This is a genomic window from Streptomyces filamentosus (assembly GCF_014654895.1).
GTDB classification, from domain to species: Bacteria; Actinomycetota; Actinomycetes; order Streptomycetales; family Streptomycetaceae; genus Streptomyces; species Streptomyces filamentosus.
In genome coordinates, this window is record NZ_BNBE01000001.1 from 2,252,589 (window position 1) to 2,271,133 (window position 18,545).

At 73.6% G+C, this 18,545-nt stretch carries 19 protein-coding genes; 7 read left to right on the top strand and 12 right to left on the bottom strand.

What is annotated here, in order from left to right:
- Nucleotides 1–18: 18 nt before the first annotated feature.
- Nucleotides 19–315: a hypothetical protein gene (locus IE326_RS10050; RefSeq protein ID WP_170313850.1), complete on the top strand. Its 297-nt coding sequence runs from the start codon at nucleotides 19–21 to the stop codon at nucleotides 313–315.
- Between the two features lie 20 nt (nucleotides 316–335).
- Here IE326_RS10050 and IE326_RS10055 read toward each other — a convergent pair whose 3' ends face one another.
- On the bottom strand, nucleotides 336–1,139 hold the full coding sequence (locus IE326_RS10055; RefSeq protein ID WP_229915275.1) for an MBL fold metallo-hydrolase: 804 nt from the start codon (nucleotides 1,137–1,139) through the stop codon (nucleotides 336–338).
- A gap of 209 nt (nucleotides 1,140–1,348) precedes the next feature.
- Between IE326_RS10055 and IE326_RS10060 the strand changes: the two genes are divergently transcribed.
- From IE326_RS10060 to IE326_RS10085, 6 genes are all read left to right on the top strand, one after another.
- Nucleotides 1,349–2,035, top strand: coding sequence for a TetR/AcrR family transcriptional regulator (locus IE326_RS10060; protein WP_190041330.1), 687 nt, complete (start codon nucleotides 1,349–1,351; stop codon nucleotides 2,033–2,035).
- A 278-nt stretch (nucleotides 2,036–2,313) separates the two neighbouring features.
- Entirely contained in the window at nucleotides 2,314–5,199 is a 2,886-nt protein-coding gene (locus tag IE326_RS10065) for a sensor histidine kinase (RefSeq protein ID WP_190041331.1), read from the top strand.
- On the top strand, nucleotides 5,196–5,633 hold the full coding sequence (locus IE326_RS10070; protein WP_150232971.1) for a roadblock/LC7 domain-containing protein: 438 nt from the start codon (nucleotides 5,196–5,198) through the stop codon (nucleotides 5,631–5,633). The genes IE326_RS10065 and IE326_RS10070 overlap by 4 nt, the downstream gene beginning before the upstream one ends.
- Nucleotides 5,633–6,067 (top strand): DUF742 domain-containing protein, encoded by a 435-nt coding sequence (locus IE326_RS10075; RefSeq protein WP_150232969.1) that lies wholly within the window; start codon nucleotides 5,633–5,635, stop codon nucleotides 6,065–6,067. The genes IE326_RS10070 and IE326_RS10075 overlap by 1 nt, the downstream gene beginning before the upstream one ends.
- Nucleotides 6,068–6,072: 5 nt before the next feature.
- Entirely contained in the window at nucleotides 6,073–6,639 is a 567-nt protein-coding gene (locus IE326_RS10080; protein ID WP_030749749.1) for a GTP-binding protein, read from the top strand.
- A gap of 51 nt (nucleotides 6,640–6,690) precedes the next feature.
- Entirely contained in the window at nucleotides 6,691–7,824 is a 1,134-nt protein-coding gene (locus IE326_RS10085; protein ID WP_190041332.1) for an FAD-dependent monooxygenase, read from the top strand.
- A gap of 18 nt (nucleotides 7,825–7,842) precedes the next feature.
- Here the strand turns inward: IE326_RS10085 and IE326_RS10090 are convergent, their stop codons facing one another.
- The 11 genes from IE326_RS10090 to acpS form a co-directional block, all read right to left on the bottom strand.
- A complete protein-coding gene (locus IE326_RS10090) occupies nucleotides 7,843–8,454 on the bottom strand; it encodes a LysE family transporter (RefSeq protein ID WP_150230295.1) in 612 nt (203 codons plus the stop codon).
- Nucleotides 8,451–8,765 (bottom strand): DUF2087 domain-containing protein, encoded by a 315-nt coding sequence (locus IE326_RS10095; protein ID WP_150230293.1) that lies wholly within the window; start codon nucleotides 8,763–8,765, stop codon nucleotides 8,451–8,453. Before IE326_RS10095 ends, IE326_RS10090 begins: the two co-directional genes overlap by 4 nt.
- 57 nt (nucleotides 8,766–8,822) lie before the next feature.
- Nucleotides 8,823–9,101 carry a hypothetical protein gene (locus IE326_RS10100; RefSeq protein ID WP_150230290.1) on the bottom strand — a complete coding sequence of 93 codons (279 nt, stop codon included), beginning with the start codon at nucleotides 9,099–9,101 and terminating at the stop codon, nucleotides 8,823–8,825.
- Nucleotides 9,102–9,196: 95 nt separating this feature from the next.
- Complete coding sequence (locus tag IE326_RS10105) at nucleotides 9,197–9,862, bottom strand: maleylpyruvate isomerase family mycothiol-dependent enzyme (protein ID WP_150230287.1); 666 nt, start codon at nucleotides 9,860–9,862, stop codon at nucleotides 9,197–9,199.
- Nucleotides 9,862–11,271, bottom strand: coding sequence for an adenosylhomocysteinase (gene ahcY / locus IE326_RS10110; protein WP_150230285.1), 1,410 nt, complete (start codon nucleotides 11,269–11,271; stop codon nucleotides 9,862–9,864). Before ahcY ends, IE326_RS10105 begins: the two co-directional genes overlap by 1 nt.
- A complete protein-coding gene (gene metF / locus IE326_RS10115; RefSeq protein WP_150230283.1) occupies nucleotides 11,264–12,127 on the bottom strand; it encodes a methylenetetrahydrofolate reductase [NAD(P)H] in 864 nt (287 codons plus the stop codon). Before metF ends, ahcY begins: the two co-directional genes overlap by 8 nt.
- On the bottom strand, nucleotides 12,124–15,576 hold the full coding sequence (gene metH / locus IE326_RS10120) for a methionine synthase (protein WP_190041333.1): 3,453 nt from the start codon (nucleotides 15,574–15,576) through the stop codon (nucleotides 12,124–12,126). Before metH ends, metF begins: the two co-directional genes overlap by 4 nt.
- Complete coding sequence (locus IE326_RS10125) at nucleotides 15,573–16,556, bottom strand: carbohydrate kinase family protein (protein WP_150230277.1); 984 nt, start codon at nucleotides 16,554–16,556, stop codon at nucleotides 15,573–15,575. Before IE326_RS10125 ends, metH begins: the two co-directional genes overlap by 4 nt.
- A gap of 5 nt (nucleotides 16,557–16,561) precedes the next feature.
- Nucleotides 16,562–17,812, bottom strand: coding sequence for a methionine adenosyltransferase (metK, locus tag IE326_RS10130; protein WP_150230274.1), 1,251 nt, complete (start codon nucleotides 17,810–17,812; stop codon nucleotides 16,562–16,564).
- Nucleotides 17,809–18,078, bottom strand: coding sequence for an acyl carrier protein (locus IE326_RS10135; RefSeq protein ID WP_150230272.1), 270 nt, complete (start codon nucleotides 18,076–18,078; stop codon nucleotides 17,809–17,811). Before IE326_RS10135 ends, metK begins: the two co-directional genes overlap by 4 nt.
- An 11-nt stretch (nucleotides 18,079–18,089) precedes the next feature.
- Entirely contained in the window at nucleotides 18,090–18,545 is a 456-nt protein-coding gene (acpS, locus tag IE326_RS10140; RefSeq protein WP_150230269.1) for a holo-ACP synthase, read from the bottom strand.

The following is an 18,545-nucleotide window of genomic DNA, read 5'->3' on the forward strand; positions in this document are numbered from 1 at the left end:
CGTGCCTACGATCGGTCCATGGATCGCCCCATGAGCACCCACGGCTCCCGCTGGTCCCTCTGCTCCCGCGACTCTTTCCTGTCGATCGGGTCGGTCGGCTCGACGCTGTCGATCGGCTCGGTCGGCTCCTTCCTGTCGGTCGGTTCGGTCGGCTCCGCCGCCTCCGTCCTCTCCGTGGGCTCCTGGGCCAGCCTCGGCTCCCTGCTCTCCGCGGAGTCCCGCTGGTCCGTCCTCTCCTGGCGCTCCCGCTGCGGCGCGCTGGCGGCCGGGGCGCTCCTCGCCACGGCGGCGGTCGCCCTGGCCCGCCGGGACTGAGCCCCCGGCCCGGGGGTCCCTCAGACCGTCTCGGCGACGCCCGGGGCGAGGAAGCGCAGACGGGGGGCCGGGGCCTTCGCGAACGCCGCCTCGATGCGGGCGCGGGGTTCGGTGAAGTGGTCCCAGCCCTCGTAGTGGAGGGGGATCACGGTGCGGGCGCCGAGGGTGCGGGCCAGCGCGGCGCCGTCCTCCGCGTTCATCGAGAAGGCGCGGTCCCCGGTGGAGGGGAAGTGGGCGTCGCCGAGGTGCAGGAAGGCGGTGTCGACGGCGAAGCGGCCGGCGACGGCGTCCAGGGCGTCGTGGAGGACGGTGTCGCCGGAGATGTAGAGGGTGCGGTCCCCGTGGGCGAGGACGAAGCCGGTGACCGGGCCCGTGACCGCCTCCGTGCCCTCGGGGCCGTGACGGGCGGGGACGGCCGTGACGGTGAGCGGGCCGCCGGCGGGGGCGGGGAGGGTGCGGGTCTCCCAGGGGGCGAGGCCCTCGGCCCGGCCGCCGAGCCGGGCGGCAGCCTCGGGGGTGGTGAGGACGAGGGGCGCCCCGGCCAGGACCTCGCGGCCGGAGACGTCGAGGTTGTCGGCGTGCTGGTCGTGGGAGAGGAGCACCAGGTCGAGGGGCGGCAGGTCGGCCGGGGCGAGGGCCGGGTCCTGCGTACGGCGGAGGGGGCGGTCGCCCGGGTACTCGGCGGGGGCCGGGTCGAAGGCCGGGTCCGTGAGGACGGCGAGGCCGCCGACGCGGAGGAGGAGGGTGGCCGTGCCGATGTGGGTGGCGGTCACGGCACCGCCGTGAGCCGGGACGGTGGTGGCGGTGGCGTCGGTGGCGGTCACGGAGTTCCCCCCTCGGGATGGCCCGCTCGGAGGAGCGGGCCGGCCGGTGCGGGCCGGTGCGGCCCGGCGAGAATGAAACTAGACCGAACGGTTCAGTTTTGCAACCGATCGGTTCAGTTCACAGACCGTACGGTTCAGTCTTGACAGCGGAAGCCGCCCCCTCCCTAAACTGGAAGCGCCCCCTCCCCCACCTCCGAGGACGTACCGCCATGGCCGCCGAACCCGCCGGGAGCAGCAAGGACGTCCTCGACGCGGACGGGATCCCGGTGCTCCCGGACCCGGCCGACGCGGCCTCGCGCAAGCGGCGGGCGATCATCGACGCGGCGCTGGCGGAGTTCCTCGCGGAGGGGTACTCGGCGGCCTCGATGGAGGCGATCACGTCCCGCTCCGGGGTGTCGAAGGCGACGGTCTACAAGCACTTCGGCAGCAAGGAGCGGCTGTTCCTGGCGGTCGTCGGGGGCGTGCTGCCGACGACGTACGCGGAACTGGAGCCGGTGAACTCCGGGCTCGCCGGCGCCCCCGACCTGCGGACCGCGCTGGTGCGGCTGACGACGGCGTGGGCGCGGATCCTACTGCGGCCGGACATCATGTCGCTGCGGCGGCTGGTGATCGGCGAGATCGACCGCTTCCCGCAGCTCGGCCGGCTCTGGTACCGGCTCGGCCGCGACATGAACGACGGGCCGCTCGTCGCGGCCTTCACCGAGCTGCACGCGCGCGGCGTGCTCGACGTGCCGGACCCTGACCTGGCGGTCCGCCAGCTCGTGGGGGCGACGGTCGGGGTGCCGCAGCTCGCGTGCACCTTCTCCCCGGAGGCGGCCTTCGACGACGCCGAACTGGAGCGCGTGATGGCCTCCGGCGTGGACCTGTTCCTCGCGAGGTACGCCACCGGCGCCTGAGCCTCCGAGCCCGAGCCGGAGCCCCCAGCCGGAGCCGGAGCCCCCCAAGCCGGACCCCCCGAGCCCGAGCCGGAGCTCCCCGAGCGCGGGCCGGCACCTCCGCGCTCACGCCTCCGGCGCTCCCCCGAGCCCCCATCCGGAACCCCCGGCGGACCCCCTTCCGCCGGGGGTTCCGTCTGATCGCACATCAATTGACGTGCAGGAATGGGGCATTCCGCCTACCTCGCGATCGGTTGTGATCGGAAGGTGACTAATATGCACGCGTCGATGCACATGCGGTGTCTGAACGGTCACATCCGTTCCCTGTCGAGGAGCATGCTCTGCGCAAGCGCACATCCGAGCGGGTCCGCAGGACGTCCTCCCTGTCCCTGGGCAGGACCCTGCTGATCATCGCCTTCGTCCCCGCCGTCGCCCTGATCGCGCTCTGGGGCGTCGCCAGCGGCCAGGTCTTCCTCGACTTCCAGCGCCAGGCCGGCCAGGGCCTGCTCGCCGAGAAGGCGGGACAGCCGTCCAACCTCGTCTACTACGCGCTCCAGGAGGAACGGCGCCTGAGCGCCGAGGTCCTGGCCGGGCGGGGCGGCTCCGAAGCCGCGCTCAAGGAGCAGCGGGCGAAGACCGACGAGGCCGTCCGGCAGTTCCAGACCCTCTCGGACGTCTCCGAGGACGGCGCCCCGCAGGAGGTCCTGGACGCCGTGTCCGGCGCCCGCGCCGCCATCGCCCGGCTCGACGCCCAGCGCTCCCTCGTGGACAGCGGCGACCAGGACCAGCAGCAGGCCGTGTACGAGTACTACAGCGACCTGATCGCCGTCGACCTCGACCTCTTCGCCGCCCTCAGCCACGTCGACAACGGGCACATCACCACGCTGTCGCAGCCGCTCGTGGACCTCTTCCGCGTCAAGGAGATGATCTCCCGCTCGGACGCCCTGCTGGCCCGCTCCTGGTCCGGACGCAGCCTCGGCGCCCGCGACTTCGCCGCCTTCCGGCAGTCCGTCTCCGCCCAGGAGTTCACCTACGTCTCCTCCGTCGTGCCCTACCTGTCCGCCGAGGAGCGGACCATGTGGGCGGCGATCGTCGACAGCCCGGAGTGGAAGTCCAAGACGGCCGCCGAGAACACGGTCCTCGCCCCCGGCCGCGCCACCTCCACCGGCGCCGTCCCCCTCACCGTGGACGAGAAGTCCTGGCGCACCTCCCTCGACTCCGTCGACGGCCGCATCGAGGCCCTGCTCCAGCACCGCACCGCCCTCGTCGTCGAGGAGGGCAAGGGCAGCATCATGTCCCTGCTCCTGCGGCTGGCGCTCACCACCCTCATCGGCCTGCTCGCCATCGTCGCCGTCATCACCGTGACCTGGCGCCTGACCCGCACCCTGCGCCACCGCATCGGCCGCCTCCACGAGCAGGCCGAGGCGCTGGAGCGCAGCCTCCCCGAGATCGTGGAGCGGCTCTCCCAGGGCGAGCGCATCGACGTCGAGACCGAGGTGCTGAGCATCCGGCAGGACGAGAACGACCACGCGGACGACGAGCTCACCCGCCTCGCCGAGACCCTGAACCTGGCCCGCGCGAGCGCCCTGGAAGCCGCCGTCCGCCAGTCCGACCAGCACCGCGGCTTCGAGCGGCTGCTCCAGCGCATCGCCCGCCGCACCCAGCAGCTCATCGGCCAGCAGATGAAGAAGCTGGGCGACCTGGAGCACCGGCACGAGGACCCCGCGATCCTGGAGGACCTCTTCGACCTCGACCACCTCACCGCGCGCCTGCGCCGGTACGAGGAGAACCTGGTCATCCTCGCGGGCGGCTCCCCGCACCGGCGCTGGCGCCGGCCCGTCGCGCTGCTCGACGTCATGCGCTCCGCGCAGGGCGAGGTGCAGGACTACCGCCGGGTCGTGCTCGACCTCGACGGCACCCCCTGGATCGCGCCGCGCGCGGTCGGGCCCGTCACCCACGTCCTCGCCGAGCTGATCGAGAACGCCCTCAGCTTCTCCCGGCCGCCGAGCCCCGTCGAGGTCCGCGCCGCCCACGTCAGCCGCGGTCTCGCCATCGAGGTCGAGGACCGGGGCCTGGGCATGGAGGACGACCAGCTCGCCCAGCTCAACGAACTGATGGCCCGGCCGCCCCGGATGGACCTCCTGGCCCGCACCGAGGACGTCCGGCTCGGCCTGCACGTGGTCTCCCGCCTCGCCGCCCAGTACGGCCTCCGGGTCGAGTTCCGCTCCTCCGCCTACGGCGGCACCCGCGCCGTCGTCCTCGTCCCGCACGAGCTCGTCGCCGGCGCCGAGGAGATCGCCGGAACCGCCCCCCAGGGCCAGGGCATCGCTCCCGTCGCCCCGCTGCCGCGCCCTGCGGAGCAGCAGCGGTTCCAGGCCGAACAGCAGCAGTTCCAGGCGGACCAGCAGCAGTTCCCGGCCGAGCAGCAGCAGTTCGAGCCGGAGCCGCAGTTCCAGGCGGACCAGCAGCAGTTCCCGGCCGAGCACCCGGTTCCGGCGGAGCACGCCTTCCCCGCCGAGCAGCCGTTCCCGGCGGAGCCGCGGTTCGAGGCCGGGCAGCCGTTCCCGGCGGACCCCTTCGCGCAGCCCGGTCCGGTCGGCCCGGTCGTCCCCGTGGAGTCCGCCGAGACCGCCGGCGCGGTCGTCCCCGTGGGCACCGTGGGTCCGCTCCCCGTGCCCGCCCCCGCCGCCGGGGAGGACGCGCTGCCGCACCGCGGCCGGGGGCAGGCCCTCGCCGAGGTGACCGGCGGGCACTCCGCCGCGTGGGACGCCGCGCCCGCGCCGTACGGCTCCGCGCCGTACGCCCCGGAGCCGTACGCCCCCGTGCCCGCCGCCCCCTCCGCGCCCGCCGCCCCTCCCGTGCCCCCCGCACGGGACGACCTCCCGGCACTGCCGTACCACGTGCCCCTCACGCCCCTCGCGCCCACCGCGCACCCCGGCGTGCCCCAGCAGCCGCTGCCGCGCCGGGTGCGGCAGGCCAGCCTCGTCGACGAGCTGCGGATCGCGCCGGACGCGCCGCAGACCACGACCGCTCCCCCGCCGGACTGGCGGACCGACCCCCTGCTGCGGCCCGCACCCCGCCGCGCGGGAGCGACGATCGGCGCCTTCCAGCGCCGGTCCCGCGCGGCCCGCACGCAGCCCGACGCCCCCTCCCCCGCCCCCTCCCCGAGAGAAGAATGGTCATGACCCCCCGCACCATCGCCACCCACCAGGAGCTGGACTGGCTGCTCGACGGCCTGGTCGAGTCCGTGGCCGAGACGCGCAGCGCCGTGCTGCTCTCCGACGACGGCCTCGTCGTCAGCCACTCCCGGTCCGTCGACCGCGCCTCCGCCGAGCGGCTCGCCGCGATCTGCACCGGCCAGCAGAGCCTGGCCCGGGGGGTCGGCCAGCTCTTCGACGGCGGCGCCGTGCACCAGGTGATCGTCGAGCTCTCCGAGCTGTGGCTCTTCATCGTCTCCGCGGGCCAGGGCACCCACCTCGCCGTCGTCGCCTCCCAGGAGGTCGACGCGGAGGTCATGTCGCTGGCCATGCACAACCTGGTCCAGCAGGTCGGCCAGAAGCTGGGCGCGCCCGCGCGGTCCGACTTCGACGCCTTCGGCTCCGCGCCCGGCCCCCGCTGATGGCCGGCGGCCGGCCCCCCGGCGACCCGTACGGGGACGGGTACGAGGACGAGGACGGGTACGAGGACGCCGCGGGCACCATGGTCCGCCCCTACACCGTGACCCGGGGCCGGACCGCGCCCGAGCGCGACGACCTCACCCTCATCACGGTGGTCACCACCGTCGAGGAGCCCCTCGACGAGTTCGGCCGGCCGCTCCGCCCCCAGCGGCTCCAGCCCGAGCACCGGCTCATCCTCGACCGGTGCCGGCGCCCCCTGGCCGTCGCGGAGGTCGCCGCCTCCCTCGGCCTGCCCGTATCGGTGACCAAGATCCTGCTGGGCGACCTCGTGGGCCTCGGCCTGCTCGGCGCCCGGGCCCCGCTGTCGATGGCCCGGGCCGCCGGCGACCGCCACGACCTGCTGGCCGCCGTCCGTGACGGAATCCGGAGACTCTGAGACCCATGACCACCCCCGAGGCGGCCCCCGCCGCCGTCAAGATCCTCGTCGCCGGCGGCTTCGGCGTCGGGAAGACCACCCTCGTCGGAGCCGTCAGCGAGGTCACCCCGCTGCGGACCGAGGAGTACCTGACCACCGCCAGCGTCGGCGTCGACGACCTGGCCGGCGTCGGCGCCAAGGACACCACCACCGTCGCCCTGGACTTCGGCCGCATCACCGTCAGCGACGAACTGGTGGTGTACCTCTTCGGCACCCCCGGCCAGGAACGCTTCTGGTTCATGTGGAACGACCTCGTGCAGGGCGCCCTCGGCGGGGTCGTCATCGCCGACACCCGGCGCCTGGAGACGAGCTTCGCCTCCATCGACTTCTTCGAGAGCCGGCGCATCCCCTTCGTCGTCGCCATCAACTGCTTCCACGGCCACAACACCCGCACGGCGGAGGAGATCCGGGCCGCGCTCGACCTCGACCCGCACGTCCCCCTGCTCATCGGGGACGTCCGGCGGCGGGAGTTCGGCAAGGACGCCCTGCTGGCCCTGGTCGACCACCTGATGACCCTCCCGGCCCCGGCCTGACCCTCCCCCGCTTCTCTCTCCCCGTACGAACCTGCCCTGGAGGCACCCGAGATGGCATCACCCCTGCGCGTCCTCATCCACGGCGGCGGCATAGGCGGACTCACCCTCGCCACCCTGCTGGCCCGCCGCGGCCACACCGTGGAGGTCGCCGAGGTCCGCGACGAGCTGGACGCGCTCGGCGTCGGCATCATCCAGCCCTCCAACGCCCTGCACGTCATGCGCGAGGCCGGTCTCCTCGACGCCTGCCTCGCAGCGGGCTTCGAGTGGGAGATCCTCACGATCGCCGACCCCGCGGGCACCCCGCGCGCCGAGATCCCGCAGCCCCGCATGGGCGACGCCCCGCCCGCCAACGGCATCCCCCGGCCCGCGCTCGCCGCGCTCCTCGCCGACGGCGCCCGCGCGGCCGGCGCCGTCATCCGCTTCGGCGCCACCATCGACGCGCTCACCGACGACGGCGACGGCGTCGACGTCACCCTCACCGACGGCTCCGCCGGCCGCTGGGACCTCGTCGTCGGCTTCGACGGCATCGGCTCCCCGCTCCGCACCCGCCTCTACGGCGACCGCCACACCCCCGAGTACACCGGCTTCGCCAACTGGCGGGTCACCGTGCCGCGCCTCCCGCAGGTCGAGGGCGTCGTGATGTGCATGGCCGGGCAGGAGGCGAAGGCCCTCCTCACCCCCATCACCGACGACCTCATGTACCTGGGCGTCGTGTTCGCCGAGGACGAGGACTTCCGCCCCGGCGCCGACACCGCCCACGAGGAACTGGCGAAGCGCCTCTCGATGTTCTCCGGCCCGGTCGCGGAGGCCCTCGCCTCCGTCACCGACCCGGCCTCCGTCGTCTACACCCGCATCTCCCAGGTGACCGTCGAGGACCCCTGGCACGTCGGCCGGGTCGTCCTCGCCGGCGACGCCGCCCACGCCTCCACCCCGCACCTCGCCCAGGGCGCGGCGATGGCCGTCGAGGACGCCCTCGTCCTCGCCGACTCCCTCCGCGACGAGGACACCGTCCCCGCCGCCCTCACCGCCTGGGAGGCCCGCCGCCGCCCCCGCGCCCTGTGGGTCCAGTCCCTCTCCCGCGCCGTCCTCAAGCAGGAGACCGGCCTCCCCACCACCCCCGAGGAGGACGCCCTCCTGAAGATCGGCATCCCGGGCGCGGCCCACGTCCTGGTCCAGCCCTACTAGGCCGGACCGGGCCGGGGTTCACACCAGCACGCCCACCGCGAGGGACGCGATCAGGGTGCTCGACGCGAGGGCCGTGAGGAGGCGGGCGCGCGGGGTGGTGAGGGCGTGGCCGAGGAGGGTGCCGGTGGTGGACAGGAGGAGCTGCCAACTGGCCGATGCGGTGAAGGCGGCGGCCACGAAGACGGCGCCGTCGGCGGGGCCGGCCGCGGCGTGGCCGCCGAGGACCAGGGCCGTGAAGTAGAGGACCGTCATCGGGTTCAGGACCGTGATCCCGAGGAAGGTCCAGAAGGCGCGGTGCGGGGGCGTCGCCGGACGGTCGTCCGGCGGGGCGCCGGCCCGGTGGGCGCGCACGGCGGCGCGGGCCGAGGTCGCCGCGAGGGCCAGGAGGACGAGCGCGGACGCCCAGCGCAGGGGGGTCGCGACCGGGGCCAGGAGCGGGACGAGGGCGGTGCCGCCGGCGACCGCGAGCAGGGCGTACGCCCCGTCCGCCGCCGCGATGCCGAGCGCCGCGCCCGCTCCCGTACGCCACGGGCTGCGGGCCGCGACCGCCACCAGGTGCGCGCCGACCGCGCCGACCGGGATCGCGATGCCGTAGCCGGCCAGCAGGCCGGCCACCGCCGTGCCGGTCACGCGACGGAGGGCGTCGCGCCTCCCGGGAGCGGGGCCGTCCGCTGTCGGTGGTAGGCCGCGCCGTCCTTCGTGCGGGCGAGGAAGCCGCCGACGACCAGGTACCGGCGGAGGGCGGGGTAGTCCTCGTGGACGGTCTTCAGCGCCTCGTTGACCTCGGCCTCGCGGTAGACGCGGCCGGACGCGAAGAGGGTCTCCGCCAGATGGGCGAGGAGCGCCTCGCGGCGGGCCGGGCGGCGCGGGATCGCGACGAGGCGCCCGTCCGCGGCGAAGAGGTCCGCCACGGGGCGGGGCGAGGTGGGATGACTGCTCATGGGGGAAGGGTGGTCGCGCCGGCCGGCCGGCCGCAAAGGGTTTTCGCCGGGGGCCGGTCAGGGGAGGACGACGTTCACCGCGTCCTGGAAGCGCGGGAGGATCGGCGGGAGGCCCGCCTCCTGGAAGACCGGGCGGGCCCGGGCGGCGAAGGCGAGGAAGTCCTCCTCCGTGTCCCAGAAGTCCACCGCCCGCCAGCCGCCGCTTCCGTCGGGGCCCGCCGCGTGGGCGAGGAAGCCCTGCGGGGGCCACCACTCGGCCGCGTCGAGGCGGCGCATCGCGGACTCGTACTGCTCCTGCGTGCCGCCGGGGATCTCGACGGTGACGATGACGGCCATGCTGCTGCTCCCGTGCGTGCGGGGGTGGGGTCCCGACCAGCACACCCCCGCGCCGGGGGCCCCGCACCGCGGCGGGGCCCGAACGGGCGAGGCGTTCAGCGGTAGATCAGCAGTTCCTGTTCGGTCGCGCCGGTGAGGGCGTAGCGGGTGCGGACCAGGGGGCGGCCGGCGTAGATGCGGACGAGGGTGGCCGCGTCGCCGTGGAAGGCGGCCGGCGGGCGGCCCTCGACCTCGTTGCCGAGGGTGACCTCCCCCGGGTGGCCGGCGAGCCGGCCGACCAGGCGGGGGGTCTCCCGGCGGCGGCTGGTGACGGAGAGCAGCGGGAGGGCGAGGGCGAGGGCGGCGCCGCAGTAGGCGCCGGGTTCGCCGAACGCCTCCCGGACGTCCCCCGCGTGCACCCACTCGCCGAGGGCGACCGCGTCGAGCCGCCCGTCCTCGTGCCCGGCGATCACCGGGCCCGCCTCGGTGAGTCCGCGTTCCAGTTCGTCGAGGACCCGGCCGAGCGGCCAGTCCTCGCGTTCGGCCACGTCACGGGCGTTGGCCTCGGGCAGGAAGACCCCCTCTTCGAGGCGGCCCTCCACGATCCGGACCAGCGCCGCCCCGCAGTGCGCGAGGACCTGCCGCGCCGTCCACCCGGGGCAGGCGGTGCGCAGCTCGTACGCCTCCTCGGGGGTGCGGCGCAGCAGCGGCATCAGCAGGTCCCGCTCGGTGCGCAGGAGCCGGTCGGGCAGCCAGGGGTCGCGGGTGTCGTCGGTACACATCAGTAGCGGTAGTGGTCGGGCTTGTACGGGCCCTCGACCGGGACGCCGATGTAGGCGGCCTGCTCCGGACGCAGCGTCGTGAGCTTCACGCCCAGCGCGTCGAGGTGGAGACGGGCGACCTTCTCGTCCAGGTGCTTCGGGAGGGTGTACACGTCGGTCGGGTACTGCTCCGGCTTCGTGAACAGCTCGATCTGGGCCAGGGTCTGGTCCGCGAAGGAGTTCGACATCACGAACGACGGATGACCCGTCGCGTTGCCCAGGTTCAGCAGCCGGCCCTCGGACAGGACGATGACGACCTTGCCGTCCTCGAACGTCCACGTGTGGACCTGCGGCTTCACCTCGTCCTTCACGATCCCCGGGATCCTCGCCAGACCCGCCATGTCGATCTCGTTGTCGAAGTGACCGATGTTGCCCACGATCGCCTGGTGCTTCATCCGGGCGATGTCGGACGCCATGATGATGTCCTTGTTGCCCGTCGTCGTGATGAAGATGTCCGCCGTCTCCACCACGTCGTCCAGCGTCGCGACCTGATAGCCGTCCATCGCCGCCTGCAGCGCGCAGATCGGGTCGATCTCGGTGACGATCACCCGCGCGCCCTGGCCCCGCAGGGACTCCGCGCAGCCCTTGCCGACGTCGCCGTAGCCGAACACGACGGCCGTCTTGCCGCCGATGAGGACGTCGGTGGCACGGTTGATGCCGTCGATCAGGGAGTGGCGGCAGCCGTACTTGTTGTCGAACTTCGACTTCGTCACCGCGTCGTTCACGTTGATCGCCGGGAAGAGGAGGGCACCCTCGCGGTGCATCTCGTACAGTCGGTGGACGCCGGTGGTGGTCTCCTCGGTGACGCCGCGGATGCCGGCCGCGAGCGTCGGCCAGTCGAGCGGGCTGTTCTCCAACAGGGCGCGGACCACGGCCAGTTCCTCGTTCTCGGCCTCGGGGAGCGCGCCGGTCTTCCGGTACTCGACGCCCTTGTGGACGAGGAGGGTGGCGTCGCCGCCGTCGTCGAGGATCATGTTGGGACCTTCGGCGCCGGGCCAGGTGAGGGCCTGCTCGGTGCACCACCAGTACTCCTCCAGGGTCTCGCCCTTCCAGGCGAAGACGGGGATCCCGGCGGCGGCGATCGCGGCGGCGGCGTGGTCCTGGGTGGAGTAGATGTTGCAGGACACCCAGCGGACCTCGGCGCCGAGGGCGACCAGGGTCTCGATGAGGACGGCGGTCTGGACCGTCATGTGGAGGGAGCCGGTGATGCGGGCGCCGGCGAGCGGCCGCGACTCGGCGTACTCGCGGCGGATCGCCATCAGGCCGGGCATCTCGTGCTCGGCGAGGGTGATCTCCTTGCGGCCGAAGGCGGCGAGGGAGAGGTCGGCGACCTTGAAGTCGGTGAACGGGGTGCCGGTGGCGTCAGACATGGGCGGCGATTCTCCTGCTGCTGAGGACGGCCCGGTGGATCTCCAGGGCCGCCGTCGACTTGTTGAGGGTGATGTAGTGCAGGCCGGGCGCCCCCTCGTCGAGGAGGCGCAGGCCCATGTGCGTGGCGTGTTCGACGCCGATGCGGTGGGCGCGCGCCGGATCGTCCTTCGCGGCCTCCAGGCGGTGCGCCAGGTCCTCGGGGAAGGCGGCGTCGGAGAGTTCGGCGAAGCGGCGGATCTGGCGGACGTCGGTGGCGGGCATGATCTCGGGGATGATCGGGGTGTCGCAGCCGGCGGCGGCGACCCGGTCCCGCAGCCGCAGGTAGTCCTCGGGGTCGAAGAACATCTGCGTGACGGCGTAGTCGGCGCCGGCCCGGCACTTGGCGACGAAGTGCGCGAGGTCGCTCTCCGGGCTCTCGGAGCGCGGGTGGCCCTCGGGGAAGGCGGCGACGCCGATCCTGAAGTCGCCGAGCGAGCGCACGAGTTCGACCAGTTCGTAGGCGTGGCGGAAGCCGTCGGGGTGCGGGGTCCAGGGGCCGCGCGGGTCGCCCGGCGGGTCGCCGCGCAGGACGAGGACGTCCTTGACGCCCGCGTCCGCGTAGGCGCCGATGACGGTGCGCAGTTCGGCGACCGAGTGGCCCACGGCGGTGAGGTGGGCGACGGGCCGCAGGGTGGTCTCGGCGGCGATGCGCTGGGTGACCTCGATGGTGCGGTCCCGGGAGGAGCCGCCGGCGCCGTACGTGACGGAGACGAAGTCCGGGGCCAGGGCCTCCACCCGCCGGATCGCGTCCCACAGGGTCCGCTCGCCCTTCTCCGTCTTCGGCGGGAAGAACTCGAAGGAGTAGGTGGGCGTCACCTGCGGCCTCCCGCGTTGAAGTAGGTCGCCTCCGGGTGGTGGACGACGAGGGCGTCGGTGGACTGCTCGGGGTGGAGCTGGTACTCCTCCGAGAGCACGACCCCGATCCGTTCCGGGCGCAGCAGCTCGGCGATCTTGGCGCGGTCCTCCAGGTCGGGGCAGGCCGGGTAGCCGAGGGAGTAGCGGCAGCCCTGGTAGTCGGTGCGGAGCATGCCCGCCAGGCCGTCGGGGTCGCCGCCGGCGATCCCCCACTCGCGGCGCACCCGCGCGTGCCAGTACTCGGCGAGCGCTTCCGCCAGCTGCACGGACAGGCCGTGGAGTTCGAGGTAGTCGCGGTAGGCGTCGGCGGCGAAGAGGCGGGCGGTCTCCTCGCCGATCCGGGAGCCGACGGTGACGACCTGGAGGCCGATGACGTCGACCTCTCCGGCGTCCTCGGCGCGGTGGTAGTCGGCGAGGCAGAGGCGGCGGCCCCGCTGCTGGCGGGGGAAGGTGAAGCGGGTCCGCTCGCCTCCGTCCTCGTCCAGGACGATCAGGTCGTCGCCCTTGGACACGCAGGGGAACCAGCCGTACACGACGGCCGCCTCCACCAGGTCCTCGCGCGCGATCCGGTCCAGGAGGGCGCGCAGCCGGGGCCGGCCCTCCGTCTCGATCGTCCCGGCGTCCTTGAGCCCCCACTGGCCCTTGAAGAGAGCGGTCTCGTCGAGCCAGGGGGCGTACTCGGCGAGCGGGATCCCGGTGACGACCCGGGTGCCGAGGAAGGGGGGCTCGGGCACGGGGTTGTCGGCGGCGACGTCGGAGCGGCCGCCGGGCTCGGGCTCGGGCACCCGGAGCGGCGTCTCCCGCCGCGGCACCCGCCGCTGCTTGAGCGGGGGCAGTACGGCTCCGGGGACGCCCCGCTTCACCGCCATCAGCGCGTCCATGAGGCGCAGGCCCTCGAAGGCGTCGCGGGCGTAGCGGACCTCGCCCTGGTAGATCTCGTGGAGGTCCTGCTCGACGTAGGCCCTGGTCAGGGCGGCGCCGCCGAGGATCACCGGGTACTTCTCCGCCAGTCCCCGGCCGTTCAGCTCCTCCAGGTTCTCCTTCATGATCACGGTGGACTTGACCAGGAGGCCGGACATGCCGATGACGTCGGCGTCGTGTTCCTCGGCGGCTTCGAGGATGGCGGAGACGGGCTGCTTGATGCCGATGTTGACGACGTCGTAGCCGTTGTTGGAGAGGATGATGTCGACGAGGTTCTTGCCGATGTCGTGGACGTCGCCGCGGACGGTGGCGAGCACGATGGTGCCCTTGCCGTCGGCGTCGGACTTCTCCATGTGGGGCTCCAGGTGGGCCACCGCGGTCTTCATGACCTCGGCGGACTGGAGCACGAACGGCAGCTGCATCCGCCCCGAGCCGAAGAGCTCGCCGACCGTCTTCATGCCGTCGAGCAGCACGTCGTTGACGATCTCCAGGGCCGGCCGGCCGGCGAGCGCCTCGGCGAGGTCGGCCTCCAGGCCGTTCTTCTCGCCGTCGACGATCCGGCGCTTGAGGCGCTCCTCCAGGGGCAGCGCGGCCAGCTCCTCGGCCTTGCCCGCCCTGAGGGACTGGGCGGTGGCGCCCTCGAAGAGTTCCAGGAGCCGCTGGAGGGGGTCGTAGCCCTCGCGGCGGCGGTCGTGGATCAGGTCGAGCGCCACTTCGACCTGCTCGGGTTCGAGCCGGGCGATGGGGAGGATCTTCGAGGCGTGGACGATGGCGGAGTCCAGGCCCGCCTTCACGCACTCGTCCAGGAAGACCGAGTTCAGGACGATCCGGGCGGCCGGGTTGAGGCCGAAGGAGATGTTGGAGAGGCCGAGGGTGGTCTGCACCTCGGGGTGGCGGCGCTTCAGCTCGCGGATCGCCTCGATCGTCGCGATGCCGTCCTTCCGCGACTCCTCCTGGCCGGTGCAGATGGTGAAGGTCAGGGTGTCGATGAGGATGTCCGACTCGCGGATCCCCCAGTTCCCCGTCAGGTCCGCGATCAGCCGCTCCGCGATCTCGACCTTCTTCTCCGCCGTCCGGGCCTGGCCCTCCTCGTCGATGGTCAGCGCCATCAGGGCGGCGCCGTGCTCCCGCGCCAGGGCCGCGACCTTGGCGAAGCGGGACTCGGGGCCGTCGCCGTCCTCGTAGTTCACCGAGTTGACGACCGCGCGGCCGCCGAGCTTCTCCAGTCCGGCGCGCAGGACGGGCACCTCGGTGGAGTCGAGGACGATCGGGAGGGTGGAGGCGGTGGCGAAGCGGCCGGCCAGCTCCCGCATGTCGGCGACGCCGTCGCGGCCCACGTAGTCCACGCACAGGTCGAGCATGTGCGCGCCCTCGCGGATCTGGTCCCGCGCCATCTCCACGCAGTCGTCCCAGCGGCCCTCCAGCATGGCCTCGCGGAACTTCTTCGACCCGTTCGCGTTCGTCCGCTCCCCGATCGCCAGGTACGAGGTGTCCTGCCGGAACGGCACGTGGGAGTAGAGGGAGGAGGCGCCCGGTTCGGGGGACGGACGGCGGTCGGGGACGGCCGCGCCCCGTACCCGGTCCACGACCGCCCGCAGGTGCTCCGGGGTCGTGCCGCAGCAGCCGCCGACCAGCGAGGGGCCGTAGGCGCGGACGAACCCCTCCTGGGCGTCGGCCAGTTCCTCCGGGGACAGCGGGTAGTGGGCGCCCTCGGCGGTGAGGACCGGCAGGCCCGCGTTGGGCATCACGGAGAGCGGGATGCGGGCGTGCCGGGCGAGGTGGCGCAGGTGCTCGGTCATCTCCGCCGGCCCGGTGGCGCAGTTGAGGCCGATCATGTCGATGCCGAGGGGTTCGAGGGCGGTGAGCGCGGCGCCGATCTCGGAGCCGAGCAGCATCGTCCCCGTGGTCTCCACCGTGACCTGCACGATGACGGGGAGGTCGAGGCCCACCCGGTCCAGGGCGCGACGGGCGCCGACGACGGCCGCCTTCGTCTGGAGCAGGTCCTGCGAGGTCTCGATCAGGAGGGCGTCCGCGCCGCCCCTGACCAGGCCCTCCGCGTTCTGCTGGAAGGCGTCGCGGAGGGGCCCGTACGCGACGTGTCCGAGGGTCGGCAGTTTGGTGCCGGGGCCCATGGAGCCGAGGACCCAGCGGGGGCGGCCGTCGGCGGCGGTGCGGGCGTCGGCGGCGGTGCGGGCGATCCGCGCGCCGGCCTCGGACAGTTCGTACACCCGGTCCTCGATGCCGTACTCGGCGAGCGCGGCCAGGTTCGCCCCGAAGGTGTTGGTCTCGACGCAGTCCACGCCCACCGCGAAGTAGGCGTCGTGGACGGCGGCGACGACGTCGGGGCGGGTGAGGTTCAGGATCTCGTTGCAGCCTTCGAGGCCGGTGAAGTCGTCGAGCGTCGGGTCGGCGGCCTGGAGCATGGTGCCCATGGCGCCGTCGGCGACGACGACCCGGCGGGCGAACTCCTCGCGCAGCGAAGGCTTCACGCCGGCCCCCTCAGGTGCGGGGCGAGGGCGTCCGCGCCGGCCGGGCCGTAGACGTCCCGGACGCGGTCGAGCAGCGCGTCCCGGCCGATCCGGTACTCCTGGGTGCCGACGTGGCCGAGGACGGTCGCGGCGACGGCGCAGCCGAGCTGGGCGGCGTGGCGCTCGGGGACGCCCCACAGGGTCGCGGCGAGGAAACCGGCCCGGAAGGCGTCGCCGACGCCGGTCGGGTCGGTCACGCGGCCGACGGGCACGGCGGGCACGGCGAGCGGGGCGCGGCCCTCGCCCCGGATCCGTACGCCCGCCTCGCCGTGGGTGGTGATCCAGGCGCCGACCCGGCGCAGCGCCTCCGCCTCCGTCCAGCCGGTCCTCTCCAGGAGGAGGGCGGTCTCGTACTCGTTGGTGAAGAGGTACCGCGCCCCGTCCACGAGCCGGCGCACCTGGTCGCCGTCGAGCCGGGCGAGCTGCTGCGAGGGGTCGGCGGCGAAGGGGACGCCGAGGTCGCGGCAGGCGCGGGTGTGCCGGAGCATGGCCTCGGGGTCGTCCGGGGAGACCAGGACCAGGTCCGGGCGGCCGGTGCGGGCGACGACCTCGCCGAGGTCGATCGCGCGCGCCTCGGCCATCGCCCCGGCGTAGAAGGTGGCGATCTGGTTCTGGTCCCGGTCGGTGGTGCAGACGAACCGGGCGGTGTGCAGGGAGGCGCTGACGCGCACCGCGTCGGTGTCGACGCCGTGCTCCTTGAGCCAGACCCGGTACGGCTCGAAGTCGGCGCCGACCGCGCCCACGAGGACGGGGCGCAGGCCGAGGACGCCGAGCCCGAAGGCGATGTTCGCCGCCACTCCGCCGCGCCTGACCTCCAGGTCGTCGGCGAGGAACGACAGGGAGACCCGGTCCAGCCGGCCGGCGAGCAGCTGCTCGCCGAACCGCCCGGGGAAGGTCATCAGATGGTCGGTCGCGATGGACCCCGTGACAGCGATGCGCATGACCGTCAGCCCTCCGCCGCCGTCTTCGGGCCGTCCACCGCCGCCGTCAGGGCGTCCACCGCCGTCTTCAGGGCGTCCACGCGGTCGGTGCGCTCCCAGGTGAAGTCGGGGAGCTCGCGGCCGAAGTGGCCGTACGCCGCCGTCCGGGCGTACACCGGCCGCTTGAGGTCGAGGTCGCGGATGATCGCGGCGGGGCGGAGGTCGAAGACCGTGGAGACGGCCTCCTGGATGCGGTCGACGGGCACGGCCTCGGTGCCGAAGGTCTCGACGAAGAGGCCGACGGGCTCGGCCTTGCCGATGGCGTAGGCGACCTGGACCTCGCAGCGGCGCGCCAGGCCCGCCGCGACGACGTTCTTCGCGACCCAGCGCATGGCGTACGCGGCGCTGCGGTCGACCTTGGAGGGGTCCTTGCCGGAGAAGGCACCGCCGCCGTGGCGGGCCATGCCGCCGTACGTGTCGATGATGATCTTGCGGCCGGTGAGGCCCGCGTCGCCCATGGGGCCGCCGACCTCGAAGCGGCCGGTCGGGTTCACCAGGAGGCGGTAGCCGTCCGACTCCAGGGCGATGCCCTCCTCGACGAGCTCCTTGAGGACGTGCTCGACGACGTACTCGCGGACGTCGGGGGTGAGCAGGCCCTCGACGGAGATGTCGGCGGCGTGCTGCGAGGAGACGACGACGGTGTCGAGGCGGACCGGGCGGTCGCCGTCGTACTCGATGGTGACCTGCGTCTTGCCGTCCGGGCGCAGGTACGGGACGGTGCCGTCCTTGCGGACCTCGGTGAGGCGGCGGGAGAGCCGGTGCGCGAGCGCGATGGGCAGCGGCATGAGTTCGGCGGTGTCGTCGCAGGCGTAGCCGAACATCAGGCCCTGGTCGCCGGCGCCCTGTGCGGCCGTCTCCCCGTCCGCGCCGTCGACGCGGGACTCGTAGGCGGTGTCGACGCCCTGCGCGATGTCCGGGGACTGGGCGCCGATGGAGACGGACACGCCGCAGGAGGCGCCGTCGAAGCCCTTCGCGGAGGAGTCGTAGCCGATGTCGAGGATGGCGTCGCGGACCAGCTGCGCGATCGGGGCGTAGGCGGTGGTGGTGACCTCGCCGGCGATGTGGACCTGGCCGGTGGTGATCAGCGTCTCGACGGCGACGCGGGCCTGCGGGTCCTGGGCGAGGAGCGCGTCGAGGATCGTGTCGCTGATCCGGTCGGCGATCTTGTCGGGGTGCCCCTCGGTCACGGACTCGGAGGTGAAGAGGCGGCCGCTCATGCCTGCACCGCCTCCGCTCCGGCCGTCGCTCCGGCCGCCGCGAAGAAGTGCGTCTCGATGGCGGCGAGGGTGCGGATGGCGTCGACCTCCAGGGTCTCCATCTGGATGGAGACGCCGGACTCCTGCTCCAGGAGGAAGACGAACTCGACGAAGGAGAGGGAGTCGATGAGCCGGTTCTCGATGAGGTCGAGGTCGGGGGCGATGTCCTGGCGCTCGGGGTGGCGCTCCAGGATCCAGTTCTTCACCTGCTGAAGGCCGTCGGCCATGATGGATCTCCTCAAGTCGTTCGCGTGGTCGGTGTGTTGGCGGGCAGCGGGGCGAGCACGGGGGCGGCGACCGCCACCGCGTAGTCCACGTCGTGGCTGATGGACACGGTGATCTCGGCGATGCCGGAGCCGGACGCCATCTCGGCGGCGGCGCCGCGGAGTTCGACGAGCGGCCAGCCGCCGTCGGAGCGCCGCACCACGATGTCCGGCCAGGGCAGGAACCTGCCCCGGACCCGTAAGGTCTTGAAGGCGGCTTCCTTGGCCGCGATCCGTCCGCACAGGCTGAGCACGTCGAGCCCGGTGGAGGTGCGGCAGTCGGCGAGTTCGCCGGGGGTGAGCATCCGCTCGAAGAAGCGCTCCCCGTACTGGTCGAGGAGCCGGCGGACACGGTTGACGGACACGATGTCCATGCCGAGGTTCGCCCAGCCCAGGCCGCCCGCCGGCGGGGCGACGGGACGGGCCGGCAC